The following is an 18,021-nucleotide window of genomic DNA, read 5'->3' as shown; positions in this document are numbered from 1 at the left end:
GACAATAAAAAAAAATAAACAAATAAAAAACCGTTAATATTTAGAGATAAAATAGAACCGCCGTATACGGAACCGTACGTACGGTGGTGTGAGAGGACGATGATTAAATTAATTAATTATCTCCTACTCGATTTTCCCATAATAAAAAGAGCCTTTCGGCTCTTTAAGAGATTAGTAGTTTTCTGAACGGATTTCGAAGTGTGCTTGATCGTATGAGCAAACTGGACATACTTTCGGCGCCTTTTTCCCGAAATGAATGTGTCCACATTCTTTACATACCCAAGCAACTTCTTCTTCACGTTCGAATACTTGACCTTCTTCAATATTTTTTAATAATTGTAAATAACGCTCTTCATGGTGTTTTTCAATTTTTCCCACCATATCGAATAAAGCAGCTACACGGTTGAATCCTTCTTCGCGAGCAGTTTGAGCGAATGTTGCATACATATCTGTCCACTCATCATTTTCACCAGCAGCAGCATCTTTTAAGTTTGTCATTGTATCTGCAATTTCACCTTCATGTAATAATTCGAACCATAATTTTGCATGTTCCATTTCATTACGAGCTGTTTCTAAGAAGATGTTTGCGATTTGTTCATATCCTTCTTCCTTAGCTTTAGCTGCATAATAAGTATATTTGTTACGAGCCATTGACTCACCAGCGAATGCATGCATTAAGTTTTGTTCTGTTTTAGTACCTTTTAAGTTACTCATAAGATTCCCTCCATATATTTCATATAGGAGTAAATTATAGCATTGGTTTATGACCGTTTTAAGTTCGAATCATAGAAACCATATAAAAAGCTATCTCCATAGTGGAGATAGCTTAAGACGATTCATTAATAGTTCTCTGAGTTTAACTCAAAATAAGCTTTTGGGTGAGCGCATACCGGACATGCTTTAGGAGCTTTTTTTCCATAATGGATATGTCCACAATTTAAGCAAATCCAAGCAACTTCTTCTTCGCGTTCAAATACTTGACCTTCTTCAATATTTTGCACTAATTGTAAATAACGTTCTTCATGGTGTTTTTCGATTTTTCCAACCATATCGAATAACACAGCGATACGATTGAAACCTTCTTCTCGAGCAACTTGAGCAAAACGAGCATACATATCTGTCCACTCATCGTGTTCACCAGCGGCAGCATCTTTTAAATTTGTGATTGTATCAGCGACTTGTCCATCATGAAGTAATTTGTACCACAATTTTGCGTGTTCTTTTTCATTGTTAGCTGTTTCTAAGAAGATATTAGCGATTTGCTCGTATCCTTCTTTTTTAGCTTGAGAGGCATAGAACGTATATTTATTACGCGCCATTGATTCTCCTGCGAAAGCAGTTAATAAATTCTCTTCCGTTTTTGATCCTTTTAAGTTGATCATGAAATTCCCCCCTAAACAATAATTACAGGGTTATTTTAGCATCTTTCAATTATTTCTCAAGGTGAGAAAAAGAAGAGGTTTTGTCATAAAAAAGAGATTCATTTTTTGATAATTAAGTAGGAAGAAAATAACTAAAAAAGATAATCCGAAGATTATCTTTTTTAGTTATTAAGAATAAATTTTTCGATTACTTGAGCAATTCCATCTTCATCATTTGTAGCAGTAACATAGTTAGCAGCGGCTTTAACTTCATCAACTGCATTTCCCATTGCGACTCCAAGACCTGCAAATTCAATCATTGGTAAATCGTTGTATCCATCACCACAAGCGATTAATTGAGATTTATCTAATCCAACATGCTCTAATAATTTTTGTAATGAATAAGCTTTATTGATATTTTGAGGCATGAACTCTAAGAAGAATGGAAGAGAACGAGTAATACTTAAACGATCTCCTAAACGTTCTTTCATTTTAATTTCAACTTGAGCTAAATACTCAGGTTCTGCTGTGCATAAACATTTGACTGAATTGAAAGTGACTGAGTCTTTAAAGTTTTCAACGCGATTAATTGGCATTCCGTTGATATGGGCTTCTTTTTGGATATATTGATCATCATCTGCTGTTATAATAGCCTCGTCTTCGTAAGCCATGATATTAACGTTCATTTCACGAGATAAATCATATAATTCATGACAAATCTCAGGTGTTAAGGAATCATCATAAATCATTTCATTTGTTTGAACTGAAATGATGCGTCCACCATTATAAGATAAGATATAACCTGGATATTCATCTAATCGTAATTCTTTAGCAGCCTTCACCATTCCATAAGTTGGACGACCAGATGCTAATACAATCATAACACCTTGTTCTTGGGCTTTAAATAACGCCTCTTTTGTTTTGGGTAAGATTTCATTTTTAGATGACATTAATGTTCCATCTAAATCTAAAACGATCATTTTATAACTCATATAACTCTCCCTTTCGGTTAATTAAATAGTAGTTCAATTAAATGCGACATCTTAGGTTTCAAATTCGGAAGTTTATTCATAATTGCCAATGTGTTATTAATATAAGATTGGCAAACGTCCTCTGATTGTTGAATATAATGTCCGGAATTAATTCGTTTGCAAAGTGAATCAAAGGTAGATGATTCTTTGTTCAAGTGTAATGACATCAACTCTTCTTTGATTAAATCATCCTCGAGAGCAAAAATCGTTGGAAGTGTAATAATGCCTTGTCTTAAATCATTACCAACGGGTTTCCCAAGACTTGAAGAGAGGCTTGTAAAATCTGAAATATCATCTTTTAATTGATAAGCAATTCCAATTGAATGACCAAGTGTTGATAGTTCATCAAGTTCATCATTTGATAAATGAGCAATTAGTCCCCCAATGACAAGACTCACAGAAATTAAAGTCCCTGTCTTTTGATGACTTTTTTCAATATAATCTTCGAGTTGAAGATTAAAGTTAAAAAGGTCCTCTTTTTGTTTGAGCTCTCCTAAACATAGTTGCTTCATGGTATGTGCTAATTGTAAATGAAGCCTTGGATCATCAAAGTGAGAAAAAAGTTCAAGACTTTTATTTAACGTATAATTTCCTAGTTTAAGTGCTATTTTAGCTCCATAGCGTTCATGAAGGGTAAGTACATTATGTCTCATTGGAGAATGATCAATAATATCATCATGAATCAGTGAAGAAAGATGAAGTAACTCAATCGCAACGGCTGCTAAATAGCAGTCTTCTTTCTTAGGATAACTTCCTAAATCAGTTGCCATTAATAAAAAGAGAGGGCGAATTCTTTTTCCACCCTGACTAACTAATTCGCAAAGCGCCTTTTTTAATGCGTCATCCTGTTTTAATAAGGCATCATTCTCGATATTTTGAAGGAGAATTTTATTAAAATAGACCTCATCATATCCAAACTTAGATAAGTAACCCATCATTCAACCCCTCCTGTTTCATGATTTTAATCCATGTGTTTAATAAATAAACGGATGAATTTTGATGATGAATAGATTGAATTTCAATTGATTCGAGAACCCGAGCCATATTATGTTTAATCAGTGAAAAGGTATGTTTAATCGAGTATTCATAATAAAGACTATAAAATAAATCACCGTATAAAATAATATTTCTACATTGTTCTTCATTTGATGAATCTAATAATTGATTATGGGTATCTAAATGGAGTAGTAAAAGCCCATATGAGACAAAATAAGGGAAGTAATCTTCAGGATGCATGGATTGATCAATCATTCCATCATAAAGTTTTTGTAATTGATATTCGTTAATTTGACAATCGATGATATTTGCACATTGAAGTTGTTGTTTGATTTCACTTATGACTTGTTTAATCATCACCTAATCCCCCGTTTCTAATGAGAATATCATTAGTATTCCAAGGATTAGAATAAATATACAAATGTTAGAATTCTTATAAGTTTGTTAAGATTTCTTCTTTTAATGCCGCTAATGTCTCTGGTGTATAATTAGACATGTTATTTGTATATTTGACATCAAATGAATCTTCAAACGTATAGCGAGGAATTAAGTGAACGTGATAATGGAAGACCGTTTGTCCCGCTACAGGTTTATTGTTGTTGACAATGTTCATTCCATCCGCATTAAAGGTTGTTTTTAATGCATTTGCAATCTTTGGAACAACTGAGAAAACATGTGCCATATCTTCTTCAGTCATTGAAAAAACATCTTCCACATGGTTTTTAGGGATAACTAATGTATGACCTTTTGTTGTTTGAGAGATATCTAAGAAGGCTAAGACATGCTCATTTTCAAATAAAATATGTCCTGGAATTTCTTTATTAATAATTTTACAGAAGATACATTGTTTCATTAGAGTTCCTCCTATCAGTTATTGAAATCGTTCTTAACTCTTGAATGACATAATTTTATCAAATATTAACAGAGTTTTAAAGTGCTAACATTCTGTCGAGAAAAGGTGTTTTTTGATTTGCTCCTCATGATATAATAGATTTTAATGTTAGGTGGGAGGTTTTAGACGTTGAATCAAAAAAAAAATCGTGAAAACTTAGAAAAAATGATGTTAGTTATTTTGATTGGGGCATTAGCCATTGTATTAGGAATTATTGAATCGATGATCCCTATTAAATTACCGATTCCAGGAATGAAACTAGGATTAGCTAATATTATGATTGTGATTGGGTTGTATTATTTAGATGTTAAAGATATGTTTTTTGTTATTATGTTAAAAACATTTTTAACAACGTTATTGCTTGGAACATTTTCTATGTTTGCTTATGGTTTTGTAGGTGCTTTATTGAGTTATATTTGCATGGTATCAGCCTTTAAAGTATTAAAAGAGAAGATTAGTTTAATTGGGATTAGTATGATTGGTGGGGTCATGCATAATATTGGTCAAATTATAGTAGCTATGATTTTAATTAAAACTAAGGCCATTGCATATTACATGATGTTTTTACTTCCAATAGGACTTTTAACGGGAGTTGTTATTGGATTAGTTGCAAAATTAGTTATGTCTCGTTTAAATGAATTTCAATTATTTCGAAATCACTATAGATTAAATAACTAATGAGGAGAATTGTATGAAAAAGTTATGGCTTGGAAGATATATTAGTGTTCCATCATTTTATCATTCACTTGATTCACGTGCTAAATTATTAATGATGGTTCTTAATATCATCATGATGATTTGTATTTCAAGATGGATACAACTTTTACTTGCCGCTTGTTTAATATTCATGTTCTTATATTTAAGTAAAATTCCATTTTCTTTTTATTTGAAGCAAGCAATGTTTCTTAAATATATGTATTTATTTTTTATCGTGTTCTTCACCTTAACAGAAGGCACAAAGACATTATTTCAAATTGGATTTCTTCAGGTCACATTAGACGGATTGATGTTAGGAATATTCTACACCGCAAAAATGATGTTATTCGTATTCATGGGTGCGCTACTAACTTTTACAACCGCTCCAAGTGAACTCGTCGCAGGAGCAAAAGCCTTAATTAAAGGCCAGTCTATGGAGCAGTTTGCTTTTATGACAAGTTTAGCGATTCGTTTAATTCCGATGATTTTAGATGAGGTGAAGCTCATTTATAGTGCTCAACAATCTCGAGGATTAGATTTTAGTGAGATCTCATTACAAGAAAAATTATCAAAACTAATGGCTATTATTATTCCGGCGATTTCAAATACAATTAAACGATTAACCATGATGATGGATGCGATGGAATGTCGAGGATATATTGTGGGTCAACGTCGTACTTCCATTTATCGTTTAACATGGAAAATGAAAGATACGGTTATTTTAGCAAGTGGAATTATTACGTTAGTCGGTATTATTTTGCTGTAAGTCGCAGAACCTGTTAACAGGTTCTTTTCTTTTAAAATAAATGAAAGGATGATTATAAGATGTTTATTCATAATGATTGGGATTTAATTTTAAAACAAGAATTTGAACAGCCGTATATGAAGGAGCTTTTTAATCAATTGCATCAGCAATACGAGACGGAAGTCGTTTATCCTCCAAAAAATGAAGTGTTTCATGCTTTCCAGTTAACCCCTTATTCACAAGTCAAGGTTGTGATTTTAGGACAAGATCCTTATCATGGTCCAAATCAAGCGAATGGTTTAAGTTTTTCAGTTGAGGCAGGAACGAAACTGCCACCTTCTTTGCGTAATATTTTTAATGAGTTGGTGGAGGATATCAAATGTGAGTATCCAAGTAGCGGAGATTTAAGTAAGTGGGGTAAACAAGGCGTTTTACTACTGAATACGACGTTAACAGTCAAAGAAGGTCAACCGATGTCACATGTTGGAATAGGATGGGAGACCTTTACGGATGCGGTTCTACGCTATTTAAATGAAAAATCAACACCGATTGTCTTTATTTTATGGGGGAAACACGCCCAAAGTAAGAAAAAGTTAATTGATCAAAATAAGCATTTTGTGATTGAATCAGCTCATCCTTCGCCATTATCTGCTCGTCGTGGATTTTTTGGAAGTTCACCATTTTCAAAGACTAATGAGTTTTTAATTTCAAAAGGTTTAGAGCCGATTGATTGGTCATTAAATTAAAAAGCATCTCTTCTTTCGAAGAGATGCTTTTTTCTTAAAATTGCTCTGAATTACCGTAAGATGGTTGAGCCATGTAGTTATTTGATTGTTGAATTTGTTTTTGGGTGAAGTTTTCAGGAAGTTGGTTATAGTATGGATATTTTTGTTTAAATAACTCATCTTGTTGTTTTTGATAGTTATAAAGTGCCCCTAAAGAAGGGAATTTCTCAAATAAATCAGGATCTACCATGTTCAGTGTATTATCTAGTGGATAGTAATAGTTGATTTCCTCTGGGAATTCAACGTAATCTAAATAAACAGTTAATAAAATAAATCGATGTCCCGTATTTGGATCACTTAAAACGATGTGATCCTTTCCTGCTGACTCAATAATTCCAACAAAAGTACGTCGAGCAGTTGTTGCATCATTACCACTGAATGTCATATAAACGGTAGCTAACTTCCCACGATTAAGTCTTAGAATATTACTTACGTAACTGCTACCTTGTGCCATTGAGATCACATTTCCTACTGGAACTTCAAATCCTCCAAATGTTACACCACTTACTGATGGTCCAGTCATTCCTTGTCCAGGTTCAGTTGGCGTTTGTGGTGTAATTGGGGCCCCTGCTGGAAATGGTGGTTCCACTGTATTTGGGTTTACATTAGAGTAACTTCCTCCCATTGGATTTGCTTGTTGATATCTCCAGTATGGATCGCTTGGATTTGGAACAGGTCCTCCATAAGGATACGAGTAATAATAATTCATAATGTCTCTCCTTTCAAATTACAATTAATCATAACAGTGTTCGGATTCAAGTGGGATATAGAAGCAATGATCTCCATATCGACCTGAATTCCATTGTCCCCAAAACTGAGGCGGACAGGTTGGTTGGAAAGGATCGTAGAACCATAATGCCGTTGTCGCTGGTTCAAATTGCTCTCCATTAATGACTCTTCGTGCTAGGTTAATTTCATTGTCCCTCGCGCGTTGATAGAAGTAATCGAATTGTACGGCTTCAAATCCCCCAGGAGATTGAAAGACCATTTGCTGAATGGTATTAATGTTTTTAAAATCGTGACAATTAGCTAAGACACGATTGACACCAACATTACCGACAAGTAACATTCCCATATTTCCATCGCTTTCGGCTTCAGCACGCATGAGTCGGGCAAGTAACTCAATATCTTTTTGGGTTGCTTGAACAACTCCCATGATAATCACCTCTCGTTTCATCATATGGTCGACATTGACGAAACATGAATAAATTATTTAAAAAAATAAAAGGTATTAACCTTTTATTTTTATGGAAAAAAGAGTACAATAAAAGTAACAAAAACATTAAAGGTGGTAAATTCAATGGATATCATGACAAGTTTAAAAAACCAAATCATTGGAAAAAATATTCGCATCGTTTTCCCAGAAGGTAACGAACCACGCGTTGTTCAAGCCGCTAGTTTGTTAGCACGCGAAAACATGTTAAAACCAATTTTAATTGGATCAATTGAGGAAGTACAAGCTGCTGCTGGAACCTATTCACTAGAAGGATGCGAAATTATTGATCCAAAACATTATGACAAATTAGATGAAATGGTTACTGAATTAGTTGCTGTTCGTAAAGGAAAAGTAACTGAAGAGCAAGCACGTGAATTAGTCTTAAACGTGAACTACTTCGGAACGATGTTAGTACACATGGGATTAGCCGCAGGTTTAGTTTCAGGTGCTATTCACTCAACTGGAGACACGGTACGTCCAGCCTTACAAATTATTAAAACAAAGCCAGGAATCTCTAAAACATTTGGATACTTTGCTATGTTACGTGGAGATGAGCGTTATATCTTTGCTGACTGCGCGATCAATCCAAACCCATCAAGCAGTGATTTAGCAGAATTCGCCATTGAATCAGCACGTGTTGCACGTATGTTTGATATTGAACCAAAAGTTGCCTTATTAAGCTTCTCAACAAAAGGTTCAGCTAAAACTGAAGAAACTAAAAAAGTAACAGAAGCAATGGAAATCTTAAACGGAATGGAATTAGATTTCGATTATGATGGAGAGTTACAATTTGATGCTGCCTTTGTTCCAGCAGTAGCAAAAACAAAAGTTAAAGATTCTAAAGTAGCAGGACAAGCCAATGTATTCGTATTCCCTGATTTAAACTCAGGAAACATCGGATATAAAATTGCTCAACGTTTAGGTGGATTTGAAGCAGTAGGACCGATCTTAGCTGGATTAAATAAACCAGTTAATGATTTATCACGTGGATGTTCTCCAGAAGATGTTTACGGAACAGCAATCATCACGGCTAACCAAACATTATTATAGAAATAAAGTTATTTTTTAAATAAATGAGAGAGAGATGAGCTTTGTGTTTTCATTGACAGAAAGCTCATTTTTTTATAAACTTTTATAGAGATACACTTCAAAAATTTTAGAAAAGGGAAGGTGTAATCGATGTTTAATTTAGATGATTTATTTGCAGAACCAAATGAGTTCCGCGTTTGTGATAAATGTAAAGCAACAAATTTAAATACATTATTACCACGCTTAAAAGCGATTGACCCAAAAGCGAAAATTTATCAAGGATGCCAGTCATATTGTGGACCAGGTCGTGATCGTTCTTTTGTTTTCGTTAATAATAAGCCAATTTTAGCGGAAAATGAAGATGAGTTAATCCAAAAAGTAAAAGAATTCTTAGGAAAATAAAGAATAAGAAAAGGACAAGGAGTCAAAATAATCGACTTTCTTGTCCTTTTTTGTGTTAAGTGCATAAAAGTAGTAAAAGATAAAAATATGATCAATTAATTATGATTCACCAAGATAATAGTATTCATTTCCAAAGTGATGGATTTTAAATGTTTTATTAGCTAGTAAATTAGCCATATAGGAAACTATATCGAGTTCATTTTTAAATAAGATTAGCGCCTGTGGTTCGTTTTTTATCACAAATCGAATGCGAGCTTTTAGAAAAGGGGTTAATTGTTGAAAAATTTGCTCAATGCTTAAAGGTTCAGGTTGATGAAGGGTGAGAAGGTCATAGATTTCACAAATCATCATGGAAAAAAGTTGATGATGCTTTAAGAAAGACTCTTGATCATTAATGAAGTAATCTCTTGTTTTCAAACACATAGAACCACGCCCTTTAAAAACGTTATCATATTGGTATTATAACATAATTATATGATATTATTTCAAAAAGGTATAGATTATTTTTAATATTTAGGAAACGTTTTGTCGTGTTAGTTCAAGTCTGTCAAGAATGTGGTATACTTATAATGTAAGAAATCAAGATTTTTGCATTATTTTTAAAAATAATGATGGTATATAGATGGTGATGCGAATGACAAAGTTAGAAGAAAAAGTATTTAGAGATCCGGTATATGGATATGTTCATGTTTATGATCAATTAATTTGGGATTTAATTCAAACAAAAGAGGTGCAACGATTACGCCGTATTAAACAGTTGGGTGGAACGTATATGGTTTTCCATACGGCAGAACATAGCCGTTTTTCACATTCATTAGGTGTGTATGAAATGGCACGAAAAATTATTCGAGCATTAATGCATCGTGGAACGATATTAAGTGAAGATGAACGTTTACTAGTTTTATCAGCTGCGTTACTTCATGATTTAGGTCATGGTCCTTTTTCACATTCATTTGAATCTGTTTTTAGTGTACGCCATGAGCTATTTACAGAACGCATTATTATGGAAAACACGGAAGTGAATCGAGTATTAGAAGCCTATCAAAAAGGATTTGCTACGAAAGTTCGAGATGTGATTAATAAAACATATCCGAATCCATTAATTATTAGTATTATCTCAAGTCAATTAGATGCTGATCGCTTAGATTATTTACTTCGTGATGCTTATTTTACGGGGGCTCCGTATGGAGAAATTGATGTTGAGCGAATTCTAAGAACGATGCGTGTTGTTAATAATAAAATTGTGTACAAAGTGTCAGGAATGCATGCGATTGAAGATTATTTAATGAGTCGTTATCAGATGTACTGGCAGGTCTATTTACACTCAACCGGTCGAAGTTTTGACTTAGTTATTCAAAATATGCTTCGTCGTGTTCGTGAATTGATTTTTTCTGGCTATGAATTTAAACGTCCACTGGAGGCACTAAAAGATTTATTTTTAGAGGAAGAGCCTTCAGTTGAAACATATTTAAAATTTGATGATTCAACAATTAGTTATTATGCCTCTTTATTTACCGATGAGGAAGATGAGATTTTACGTGATTTAGCCGATCGTTTTATTAATCGTCGATTATTAAAAGAGGTGCACTATACACCAAATGATGAAACTAATGAAAAGCTAAAGCAAGTGAAAGAATATATGATTGAATTAGGTATTAATCCAGACTATTATTTATTAACTGATCATAGCGTCAAAACACCATACGATTACTATGGACATAAAACGAATTGTTTACCAGACTGTATTGAATTATTGATGCGTGATGGATCAATTCAAGAAATCTCTGAAGTATCAACCATCATTAAAGGAATTATTGCGGTCAAACCAAAACAAGAACATAAAGTTTATTTCCCATTAGATTTAATTCAATTAAGTCCAGATGGGGAAGCGAAACAAAGAATTCTAGAATTATTACATGAGAATGTTCAATAAAATTTTATAAAAGAAATTGAGGAAAAAAATATGTTTAAAGAAGTTATTGTCGTAGAAGGTCGCGACGATACCAGACGTCTAAAAGAAGTCTATCCTGAAATTGAGACGCTAGAAACGAATGGCTCAGCCATTAATGAGAAAATATTAGAACAAATTACAACACTTCAAATGAGTCGTGGAATTATTGTTTTTACTGATCCTGATTTTCCGGGAAATAAAATTCGCCAGACCGTTATGCAGGCTGTTCCAAATTGTAAACATGCTTATTTACAAAAAGTTGATGCCATTGCTAAAAATGGAAGTGGGGTTGGTGTTGAACATGCGAGTGATGAGGCGATTAAAGCGGCATTAGGTAATTTAGTGACACCAAAAGAAGCGGTCATTGAGGAAATTGAAACACAGTTCTTATTTGATTTTGGACTCATCGGTCATCCAAATAGTGCAAAGATTCGTCAGAAGCTGAGTGAAGCCTTAGGGATTGGCTATGTGAATGGTAAACAACTTCAAAAACGTCTAATGATGTTTGGGATTACGAAACAACAAGTTGTAGATGTCTTAACTGACTCAAACTAGAATTGTTTAAAATAAAGGAGCTATTTAATATATGAGAGATATTGCAACAAAGTCGAACACAAAAGAAATCATTGAAAGACATGGATTTACTTTTAAAAAGAGTTTCGGACAAAACTTTTTAACGGATACTAACATTTTAAATAAAATCGTGAATGCGGCTGATTTAACAGATGAAGTTGGAGTCATCGAAATCGGTCCTGGTATTGGGGCGTTAACAGAATTCATTGCTCGTAAAGCGAAAAAAGTTGTCGCTTATGAGATTGATCCTCGCTTAATTCCAATCTTAGCTGAAACATTAGCCCCTTATGATAATGTAAAGGTGATTCATCAAGATATTTTAAAAGCTGATGTGGCTTCTATGATTGAAGAGGAATTCAAAGATGTAAAAGAAATTGCAGTTGTTGCAAATTTACCATATTATATTACAACGCCAATTTTAATGGGATTAATTGAGAAGAAATTACCAATCGATCGTTATGTGACGATGATGCAAAAAGAAGTAGCGGAGCGCTTATCTGCGAAACCAGGGTCAAAAGACTATAATGCATTGTCAATTGCGGTTCAATACTATACAGAAGCAAAAATCGCTTTAACAGTTCCAAAAACAGTATTTATTCCAGCACCAAATGTCGATAGTGCAGTTGTTCGTTTAACAAGACGTGAGCAACCAGCGGTTGAAGTGATTAACGAAGACTTCTTTATGGAAGTGGTTCACGGAGCTTTTAAACAACGCCGTAAAACATTACAAAACAACCTAAATCAACACTTCGCAGATTTAACGAAGGAAGAGGTCACAGCTATTTTAGAAGAAGCTGGTATCTTACCAAATCGTCGTGGAGAATCATTATCAATCGAAGAATTTGCGAAATTATCAAATACATTTTATCAACATTTAAATAAGTAATAAAAAGAAGGTCTTCTATCATAAGAAGGCCCTCTTTTTTATGTACCGATTTTTTAGGGATTGCATATAATAACGTGAGGTGATGAGGATGAGTCAGGAAGTCAAAGTAGGAGATATTGTTGGACGACGTTCGTATAACTCTGATACAATGTTCCGAATTGAAGAAATAGTAGGTGATACAGCTTATTTGAAAGGGATCTTTTTTAGACTGACCGCTGATGCTCCGATTAGTGATTTAGAAATCATTTCACGTGAAGAATATCAACGGGCTGAACAAGTCGAATTTGATCAATATCGGACAATCTTACCACCTGTTATGAATCAAATGCGTAGTTATGATAATGGTGATTTTTATATTAGTGGACGAATCTTACATATTGATGGAGATGAAGAGTATCTCCAGAAGAGTATAAAGTTATATAAATATGCAAAAGTTTATGCCCAAGCTTTTGCCGTTCCAGAAAAAGAGATGAAGACTAAAGTCCCGGAATTGGTCAAGAGATTAAGACCGAATATCGTGGTGATTACTGGTCATGATGCGTTAGAAGATAAAGAACACGAAGACGATTTAAATTCTTATCGAAGTTCTAAATATTTTGTTGAAACGGTTAATGCTTTACGTGAGATAGAGCCTTCCTTGGACTATTTAATTGTCATTGCGGGCGCTTGCCAATCACATTTTGAAGCATTGATTGGTTCAGGTGCAAATTTCGCGTCATCTCCTAAACGAATTAATATTCATGCACTGGATCCGGCGATTATTGCTGCAACAATCGCGTTAACTCCGTATGAAGAACAAGTTGATTTACGAGAAGCGATTGAGAAAACTATTGCGAAAATTGCTGGTATTGGAGGGCTTCAAACGAAGGGAACCCTTCGTTATGGTATCAGAAAATTGTAAAAATATTTAATTTTATCATTGTTAATGCATAATTTCAAGTGTTTAGCACATAATAATATTGAAAATTTTTTCTTTTTGTGGTATGCTTTATAATAGAAAGGGCGTGATGTTTTGGCTAATAATATTGTTAATATTCGTCAAGAGTTAAGTGAACAAGTAGGTAAGGAAGTAAAGCTTACTGCCTATGAAAGTCGTAACCGTGTGGTTGAGCATACAGGTGTTTTATCTAATACGTATCCTTCTATTTTTGTAATTGATTTAGATAGCGAACGCGATTCAGTTGATCGTGTTTCTTATAGCTATATTGATGTTTTAACTGGATCAGTTGAATTAAAGTTTAATTAATATTAAAAAAAGTAGTCAACATTGTTTACTACTTTTTTTGTATAATTAAATAAAGTCATATGATAAAATAAAGTCATACTGATTGGAGGAATGGCTATGATAACAATTAAAGCTCCTGCAAAAATAAATTTAGCACTCGATACGCTCCATAAACGTAAAGATAATTATCATGAAGTTGAAATGATTATGACAACTGTCGACTTAGCAGACTATATTACGGTCACTCCCCTTGAAAAGAATGAAATTGTAATTAAATCAAATGAGTTCACAATGCCACTTAATGAAAAAAACTTGGCGTATCAAGCCGCCCAACTTTTTAAGCAACATTTTAATATTGATAAAGGTGTTGAAATCTATATTAAAAAGCGAATTCCAGTTGCAGCAGGATTAGCAGGTGGAAGTAGTAACGCTGCCGCAACACTAAAAGCATTAAAAGAGCTTTGGAAAGTAGATTGTACAATAGACGAATTGGCTGAACTAGGGGCACAGCTAGGGTCAGATGTACCGTTTTGTGTTTATGGAGGAACAGCGCTAGCAACAGGTCGTGGGGAAATCATTCAACCAATTCCATCTCCCCCAAAATGTTGGGTCATTTTAATCAAGCCACGAATTGGCGTATCAACCAAAGAAATTTATGAAGCGTTAGACGCTAACCAAGTTGAGCATTTAGATATTGAGGGAATGTTAAAGTGCATTGACAATAAAGACTATCAAGGAATTTGTGATCGCTTAGGAAATTCACTTGAAGAAGTCACATTAGAACGTTATCCAGTGGTTGCTGAGATTAAAAATAAACTTGTCCAGTTTGGAGCAGATGCTGTATTAATGAGCGGTAGCGGACCGACAGTTTTTGCGCTAGTACGTAAAGAGTATAAATTACGACGAATTATAAACAGTATTAATGGATGTTTTAGAGAGCATGAAGTTCATGCAGTTCGATTAATTGGGTGACCATTAAAAGTATCTTAATCCTAGAGTTGATTAAGGTGCTTTTTTATTTATCTAAAAGTAGTAAATTAGAGTAAACAACATAAATGTCTTGAATTCTAACAAAAAAATGTATATAATTGTAAAAAATGACAGAGAACACAAAAATGACATAAAAGTGCTTACAAAAAATGGTATATTAAATGTGAGATCAGGACAACTTAGGAGGATGAGAAAGAATGAATATTACAGATGTAAGAATTCGTAAAGTAGAGACAGACAACAGAATGAAAGCTATCGCATCTATTACTTTAGATGATTGTTTTGTCATTCATGACTTACGTGTCATTCAAGGGGATGAACACTTATTTGTAGCAATGCCAAGTCGTAAGACATCAACAGGGGAGTTTAAAGACATTGCACATCCAATCAATCATGATACACGTAAAGAGTTAGAGCAATTTGTCATTAAAGCTTACGAAGAAGCAGAATAGTCATTTTTAAAATTAGGGGAGTTTAATTAATCTAGATTAAACACGATTAAATAATCGATTTATGATAAATATAATAAACTTCACGAAAAGGCATCAAGTAAGAAGCTGCCATCCTTTAGGGTGTCAGCTTCTTTTATTTGTATCTTGAAGAGAAAAATTGAAATGTCAGTCTTGCTCAAGGATATCTCATAAAAATTAAATTTGATGAAAGGTTGAAGTATGCTATACTAAAAGAAATAAGACAAAATAACGGAGGATTGTTATGAACAAGTATGCGGTTGTATTAGCGGCAGGAAAAGGAACTCGTATGAAGTCGAGTTTACATAAGGTACTACATCAAGTATTAGGGAAATCGATGGTTGATCATGCAGTTACAAATTTAGAAAAAATTGGGGTAGATAAAATTGTAACTGTTATTGGTTATGAAGCTGAATCAGTTCGTGCTGAATTACAAGATCGTGTTGAATATGCGATGCAAACTGAACAATTAGGAACTGGTCATGCGGTCATGATGACGAAAGAATTATTAGAAGGATTAGATGGAGTAACGATTGTTACCTATGGAGATGTTCCACTTTTAACAGAACAAACAATCTCTAATTTATTTGACTATCATCAATCACAAAAAGCAGCTATTACTATTTTAACGGCGTGCACTGATAATCCGACAGGATATGGACGTATCATTCGTGATGAAGAAGGAAATGTGTTACGTATTGTTGAACAAAAAGACGCAAATACGGAAGAATTGCTTGTAAAAGAAATTAATACAGGTGTTTGCTGCTATGATAATAAAGTATTATTTGAAGCTTTAACAAAAATCACAAATAATAACTCACAAGGGGAATACTATTTAACAGACTTAGTTGGAATCATTCGTGATATGGGATTAAAAGTAGTCGCGTATGTGAATGAAGATTTTGAAGAAACATTAGGGGTTAATGATCGTGTCCAATTAGCTTATGCTGAAAAAGTATTACGTAAACGCATCAATGAATTCCATATGCGCAATGGAGTGACAATCATTGATCCTGAAGCGACATATATCGGAACAGACGTACAAATTGGACAAGATGTTATTATCTATCCAGGAACGATGATTACAGGTCCATCCATTATTGCGAACAATGTAGTTATTGGAGCGAATTCTCAAATTATTAATTCAACAATTGGAGAGCATACGACAATTAACGCGTCAGTTATCTCTGATTCAATAATTGGAGCTTCGACAACAGTAGGACCATTCGCACATATTCGCATGCATGCTGAAATCGGAAATAAAGCTCGTATTGGAAATTTCGTAGAAATTAAAAAATCTGTGTTTAAAGATGGAGCAAAATCAGCACACTTAAGTTATATTGGAGATGCTGAACTTGGTGAAAATGTCAATATGGGTTGTGGATCAATTACTGTTAATTACGATGGAAAGAACAAACATAAAACAGTCATTGGTGCAAATACCATGGTTGGATGTAATGTCAACTTAGTAGCGCCAGTTACAGTGGAACCGAATGCTTATTTAGCAGCGGGATCAACAATTACTAAAAATGTACCAGAAGATGCTTTAGCTATTGCTCGTTCAAAACAGGAAAATAAAGAAGGATATGCAAAAGTTATTCGTAAAAAATAGTAAAAAAATTTAAAAATTGGTAATATGTCTTAAACATTTACTGAAATAATTGAAAAAAAATAAGAAATTGTGTAAAATACTGTCTGAAGTGTGTTTATTCTAGGAGGTTAAATCATCATGGCAGAAATTAATCGTAAGAAGTTTAAAATTTTTAGTTTAAATGCTAATCGACCATTAGCGCAAGAAATTGCAGATCGTATCGGAGTACCATTATCTGATTTAACAGTTAACCGATTTGCCGATGGAGAAGTACAAGTTAACATTAACGAAACTGTTCGTGGACACCATGTATTCGTTGTTCAGCCAACACATAATCCAGTTAATGAAAATTTAATGGAACTTTTAGTAATGATCGATGCACTTAAACGTGCATCAGCGAAAACAATTAACGTGATCATGCCTTATTATGGTTATTCACGTCAAGATCGTAAAGCAAAAGCTCGTCAGCCAATTACAGCTAAGTTAGTAGCTAACTTAATTGAGGCAGCGGGAGCAACACGCGTGATGACGATGGATTTACACGCAACACAAATTCAAGGATTCTTCGATATTCCAATCGATGATTTTCGTGCAATGCCAATTATTGCAAAATATTTCATTGATAAAAACTTAGAAGATATCGTTGTTGTTTCACCAGATCATGGAGGAGCAACTCGTGCTCGTGTATTAGCTGAGTACTTAAATGCACCTATTGCTATTATCGATAAACGTCGTCCAAAACCAAACGTTGCAGAGGTTATGGGATTAATCGGTGAAGTAGAAGGTAAACATGCCATCATCATTGACGATATGATTGATACAGCAGGAACAATTCAAATTGCAGCAAATGCATTAAAAGAGCGTGGAGCATTATCTGTTTATGCAGCATGTACGCATCCAATTCTTTCAGGACCTGCGGTTGAGCGTATCGAAAACTCAGCAATCAAAGAATTAGTCACAACAAATACAATTAATCTGCCAGAAGAAAAACGAAGCCCTAAAATTACACAATTATCAGTTGGTGAATTATTAGCGGAAGGTATTTTACATATCTTAAATGACGAACCAGTTTCGGATTTATTCGTTTACAATCGTGATTTATACAATTTCTAATTATTTTAAAATCAAAAAAGCGAAGCTTAACATTTAGCTTCGCTTTTTTTGTGCGCCCGGCATGGGTAT

At 33.9% G+C, this 18,021-nt stretch carries 23 protein-coding genes; 14 read left to right on the top strand and 9 right to left on the bottom strand.

Features of this window, described 5'->3' with window-relative positions; translation table 11 throughout:
• Positions 1 to 171: 171 nt before the first annotated feature.
• From rbr (NEH74_RS07780) to NEH74_RS07755, 6 genes are all read right to left on the bottom strand, one after another.
• Positions 172 to 714 carry a rubrerythrin gene (gene rbr / locus NEH74_RS07780; RefSeq protein WP_262941256.1) on the bottom strand — a complete coding sequence of 181 codons (543 nt, stop codon included), beginning with the start codon at positions 712 to 714 and terminating at the stop codon, positions 172 to 174.
• Positions 715 to 839: 125 nt separating this feature from the next.
• Positions 840 to 1,379, bottom strand: coding sequence for a rubrerythrin (gene rbr / locus NEH74_RS07775; protein WP_317453098.1), 540 nt, complete (start codon positions 1,377 to 1,379; stop codon positions 840 to 842).
• 164 nt (positions 1,380 to 1,543) lie between these two features.
• Positions 1,544 to 2,353 (bottom strand): Cof-type HAD-IIB family hydrolase, encoded by an 810-nt coding sequence (locus NEH74_RS07770; protein ID WP_055242909.1) that lies wholly within the window; start codon positions 2,351 to 2,353, stop codon positions 1,544 to 1,546.
• Between the two features lie 17 nt (positions 2,354 to 2,370).
• Positions 2,371 to 3,330 carry a polyprenyl synthetase family protein gene (locus NEH74_RS07765; protein WP_238581309.1) on the bottom strand — a complete coding sequence of 320 codons (960 nt, stop codon included), beginning with the start codon at positions 3,328 to 3,330 and terminating at the stop codon, positions 2,371 to 2,373.
• Positions 3,311 to 3,745, bottom strand: coding sequence for a hypothetical protein (locus NEH74_RS07760; RefSeq protein WP_055276672.1), 435 nt, complete (start codon positions 3,743 to 3,745; stop codon positions 3,311 to 3,313). Before NEH74_RS07760 ends, NEH74_RS07765 begins: the two co-directional genes overlap by 20 nt.
• Before the next feature lie 76 nt (positions 3,746 to 3,821).
• Complete coding sequence (locus NEH74_RS07755) at positions 3,822 to 4,241, bottom strand: HIT family protein (protein ID WP_055276674.1); 420 nt, start codon at positions 4,239 to 4,241, stop codon at positions 3,822 to 3,824.
• A 168-nt stretch (positions 4,242 to 4,409) separates the two neighbouring features.
• On the opposite strand from NEH74_RS07755, the gene NEH74_RS07750 reads away from it, so the two are divergent.
• Genes NEH74_RS07750 through NEH74_RS07740 form a run of 3 tightly spaced genes read left to right on the top strand, consistent with a single transcriptional unit; the run spans position 4,410 to position 6,467 of the window.
• Positions 4,410 to 4,958: a Gx transporter family protein gene (locus NEH74_RS07750; protein WP_262941254.1), complete on the top strand. Its 549-nt coding sequence runs from the start codon at positions 4,410 to 4,412 to the stop codon at positions 4,956 to 4,958.
• Positions 4,959 to 4,971: 13 nt separating this feature from the next.
• Entirely contained in the window at positions 4,972 to 5,742 is a 771-nt protein-coding gene (locus NEH74_RS07745) for an energy-coupling factor transporter transmembrane component T family protein (protein WP_262941253.1), read from the top strand.
• A 59-nt stretch (positions 5,743 to 5,801) separates the two neighbouring features.
• Positions 5,802 to 6,467, top strand: coding sequence for a uracil-DNA glycosylase (locus NEH74_RS07740; protein WP_262941252.1), 666 nt, complete (start codon positions 5,802 to 5,804; stop codon positions 6,465 to 6,467).
• 34 nt (positions 6,468 to 6,501) lie between these two features.
• Here the strand turns inward: NEH74_RS07740 and gerQ are convergent, their stop codons facing one another.
• Both gerQ and NEH74_RS07730 read right to left on the bottom strand, forming a co-directional pair.
• Positions 6,502 to 7,215: a spore coat protein GerQ gene (gene gerQ / locus NEH74_RS07735; protein WP_262941251.1), complete on the bottom strand. Its 714-nt coding sequence runs from the start codon at positions 7,213 to 7,215 to the stop codon at positions 6,502 to 6,504.
• 24 nt (positions 7,216 to 7,239) lie between these two features.
• Entirely contained in the window at positions 7,240 to 7,662 is a 423-nt protein-coding gene (locus NEH74_RS07730) for a cell wall hydrolase (RefSeq protein WP_055305920.1), read from the bottom strand.
• A 144-nt stretch (positions 7,663 to 7,806) separates the two neighbouring features.
• Here NEH74_RS07730 and pta point away from each other — a divergent pair, with 144 nt between their 5' ends.
• Together pta and NEH74_RS07720 are read left to right on the top strand one after the other, a co-directional pair.
• Positions 7,807 to 8,772, top strand: coding sequence for a phosphate acetyltransferase (gene pta, locus NEH74_RS07725; protein ID WP_055242926.1), 966 nt, complete (start codon positions 7,807 to 7,809; stop codon positions 8,770 to 8,772).
• A gap of 129 nt (positions 8,773 to 8,901) precedes the next feature.
• Positions 8,902 to 9,153, top strand: coding sequence for a DUF1450 domain-containing protein (locus NEH74_RS07720; protein ID WP_055242928.1), 252 nt, complete (start codon positions 8,902 to 8,904; stop codon positions 9,151 to 9,153).
• Positions 9,154 to 9,252: 99 nt separating this feature from the next.
• On the opposite strand, the gene NEH74_RS07715 is transcribed toward NEH74_RS07720, so the two are convergent.
• Positions 9,253 to 9,576: a hypothetical protein gene (locus NEH74_RS07715; protein WP_055242929.1), complete on the bottom strand. Its 324-nt coding sequence runs from the start codon at positions 9,574 to 9,576 to the stop codon at positions 9,253 to 9,255.
• A 211-nt stretch (positions 9,577 to 9,787) separates the two neighbouring features.
• On the opposite strand from NEH74_RS07715, the gene NEH74_RS07710 reads away from it, so the two are divergent.
• The 9 genes from NEH74_RS07710 (at position 9,788) to NEH74_RS07670 (ending at position 17,952) form a co-directional block, all read left to right on the top strand.
• Positions 9,788 to 11,086, top strand: a complete 1,299-nt coding sequence (locus NEH74_RS07710; RefSeq protein WP_262941250.1) for an HD domain-containing protein — start codon at positions 9,788 to 9,790, stop codon at positions 11,084 to 11,086.
• 30 nt (positions 11,087 to 11,116) lie between these two features.
• The gene (rnmV, locus tag NEH74_RS07705) at positions 11,117 to 11,659 is read left to right on the top strand and encodes a ribonuclease M5 (RefSeq protein ID WP_262941249.1); all 543 of its coding nucleotides are present in this window, start codon (positions 11,117 to 11,119) and stop codon (positions 11,657 to 11,659) included.
• 31 nt (positions 11,660 to 11,690) lie between these two features.
• A complete protein-coding gene (gene rsmA / locus NEH74_RS07700; protein WP_055242934.1) occupies positions 11,691 to 12,563 on the top strand; it encodes a 16S rRNA (adenine(1518)-N(6)/adenine(1519)-N(6))-dimethyltransferase RsmA in 873 nt (290 codons plus the stop codon).
• A gap of 88 nt (positions 12,564 to 12,651) precedes the next feature.
• A complete protein-coding gene (gene yabG, locus NEH74_RS07695; protein WP_055242936.1) occupies positions 12,652 to 13,464 on the top strand; it encodes a sporulation peptidase YabG in 813 nt (270 codons plus the stop codon).
• 111 nt (positions 13,465 to 13,575) lie between these two features.
• The gene (locus NEH74_RS07690) at positions 13,576 to 13,809 is read left to right on the top strand and encodes a Veg family protein (RefSeq protein WP_055242938.1); all 234 of its coding nucleotides are present in this window, start codon (positions 13,576 to 13,578) and stop codon (positions 13,807 to 13,809) included.
• Between the two features lie 96 nt (positions 13,810 to 13,905).
• Positions 13,906 to 14,760: a 4-(cytidine 5'-diphospho)-2-C-methyl-D-erythritol kinase gene (gene ispE / locus NEH74_RS07685; protein ID WP_055305916.1), complete on the top strand. Its 855-nt coding sequence runs from the start codon at positions 13,906 to 13,908 to the stop codon at positions 14,758 to 14,760.
• 215 nt (positions 14,761 to 14,975) lie between these two features.
• Positions 14,976 to 15,230 carry a septation regulator SpoVG gene (gene spoVG / locus NEH74_RS07680; protein ID WP_055242941.1) on the top strand — a complete coding sequence of 85 codons (255 nt, stop codon included), beginning with the start codon at positions 14,976 to 14,978 and terminating at the stop codon, positions 15,228 to 15,230.
• Positions 15,231 to 15,492: 262 nt separating this feature from the next.
• Positions 15,493 to 16,860: a bifunctional UDP-N-acetylglucosamine diphosphorylase/glucosamine-1-phosphate N-acetyltransferase GlmU gene (gene glmU / locus NEH74_RS07675; RefSeq protein ID WP_262941248.1), complete on the top strand. Its 1,368-nt coding sequence runs from the start codon at positions 15,493 to 15,495 to the stop codon at positions 16,858 to 16,860.
• Positions 16,861 to 16,977: 117 nt separating this feature from the next.
• Positions 16,978 to 17,952: a ribose-phosphate diphosphokinase gene (locus NEH74_RS07670; protein ID WP_055242944.1), complete on the top strand. Its 975-nt coding sequence runs from the start codon at positions 16,978 to 16,980 to the stop codon at positions 17,950 to 17,952.
• The last annotated feature ends 69 nt before the right edge of the window (positions 17,953 to 18,021 follow it).

It is taken from the genome of Turicibacter sp. GALT-G1 (assembly GCF_025594995.1).
Classification (GTDB): domain Bacteria; phylum Bacillota_I; class Bacilli_A; order MOL361; family Turicibacteraceae; genus Turicibacter; species Turicibacter bilis.
Note: the sequence above shows the minus strand (reverse complement) of the source record. Positions and strands in the feature narration are given on the sequence as shown.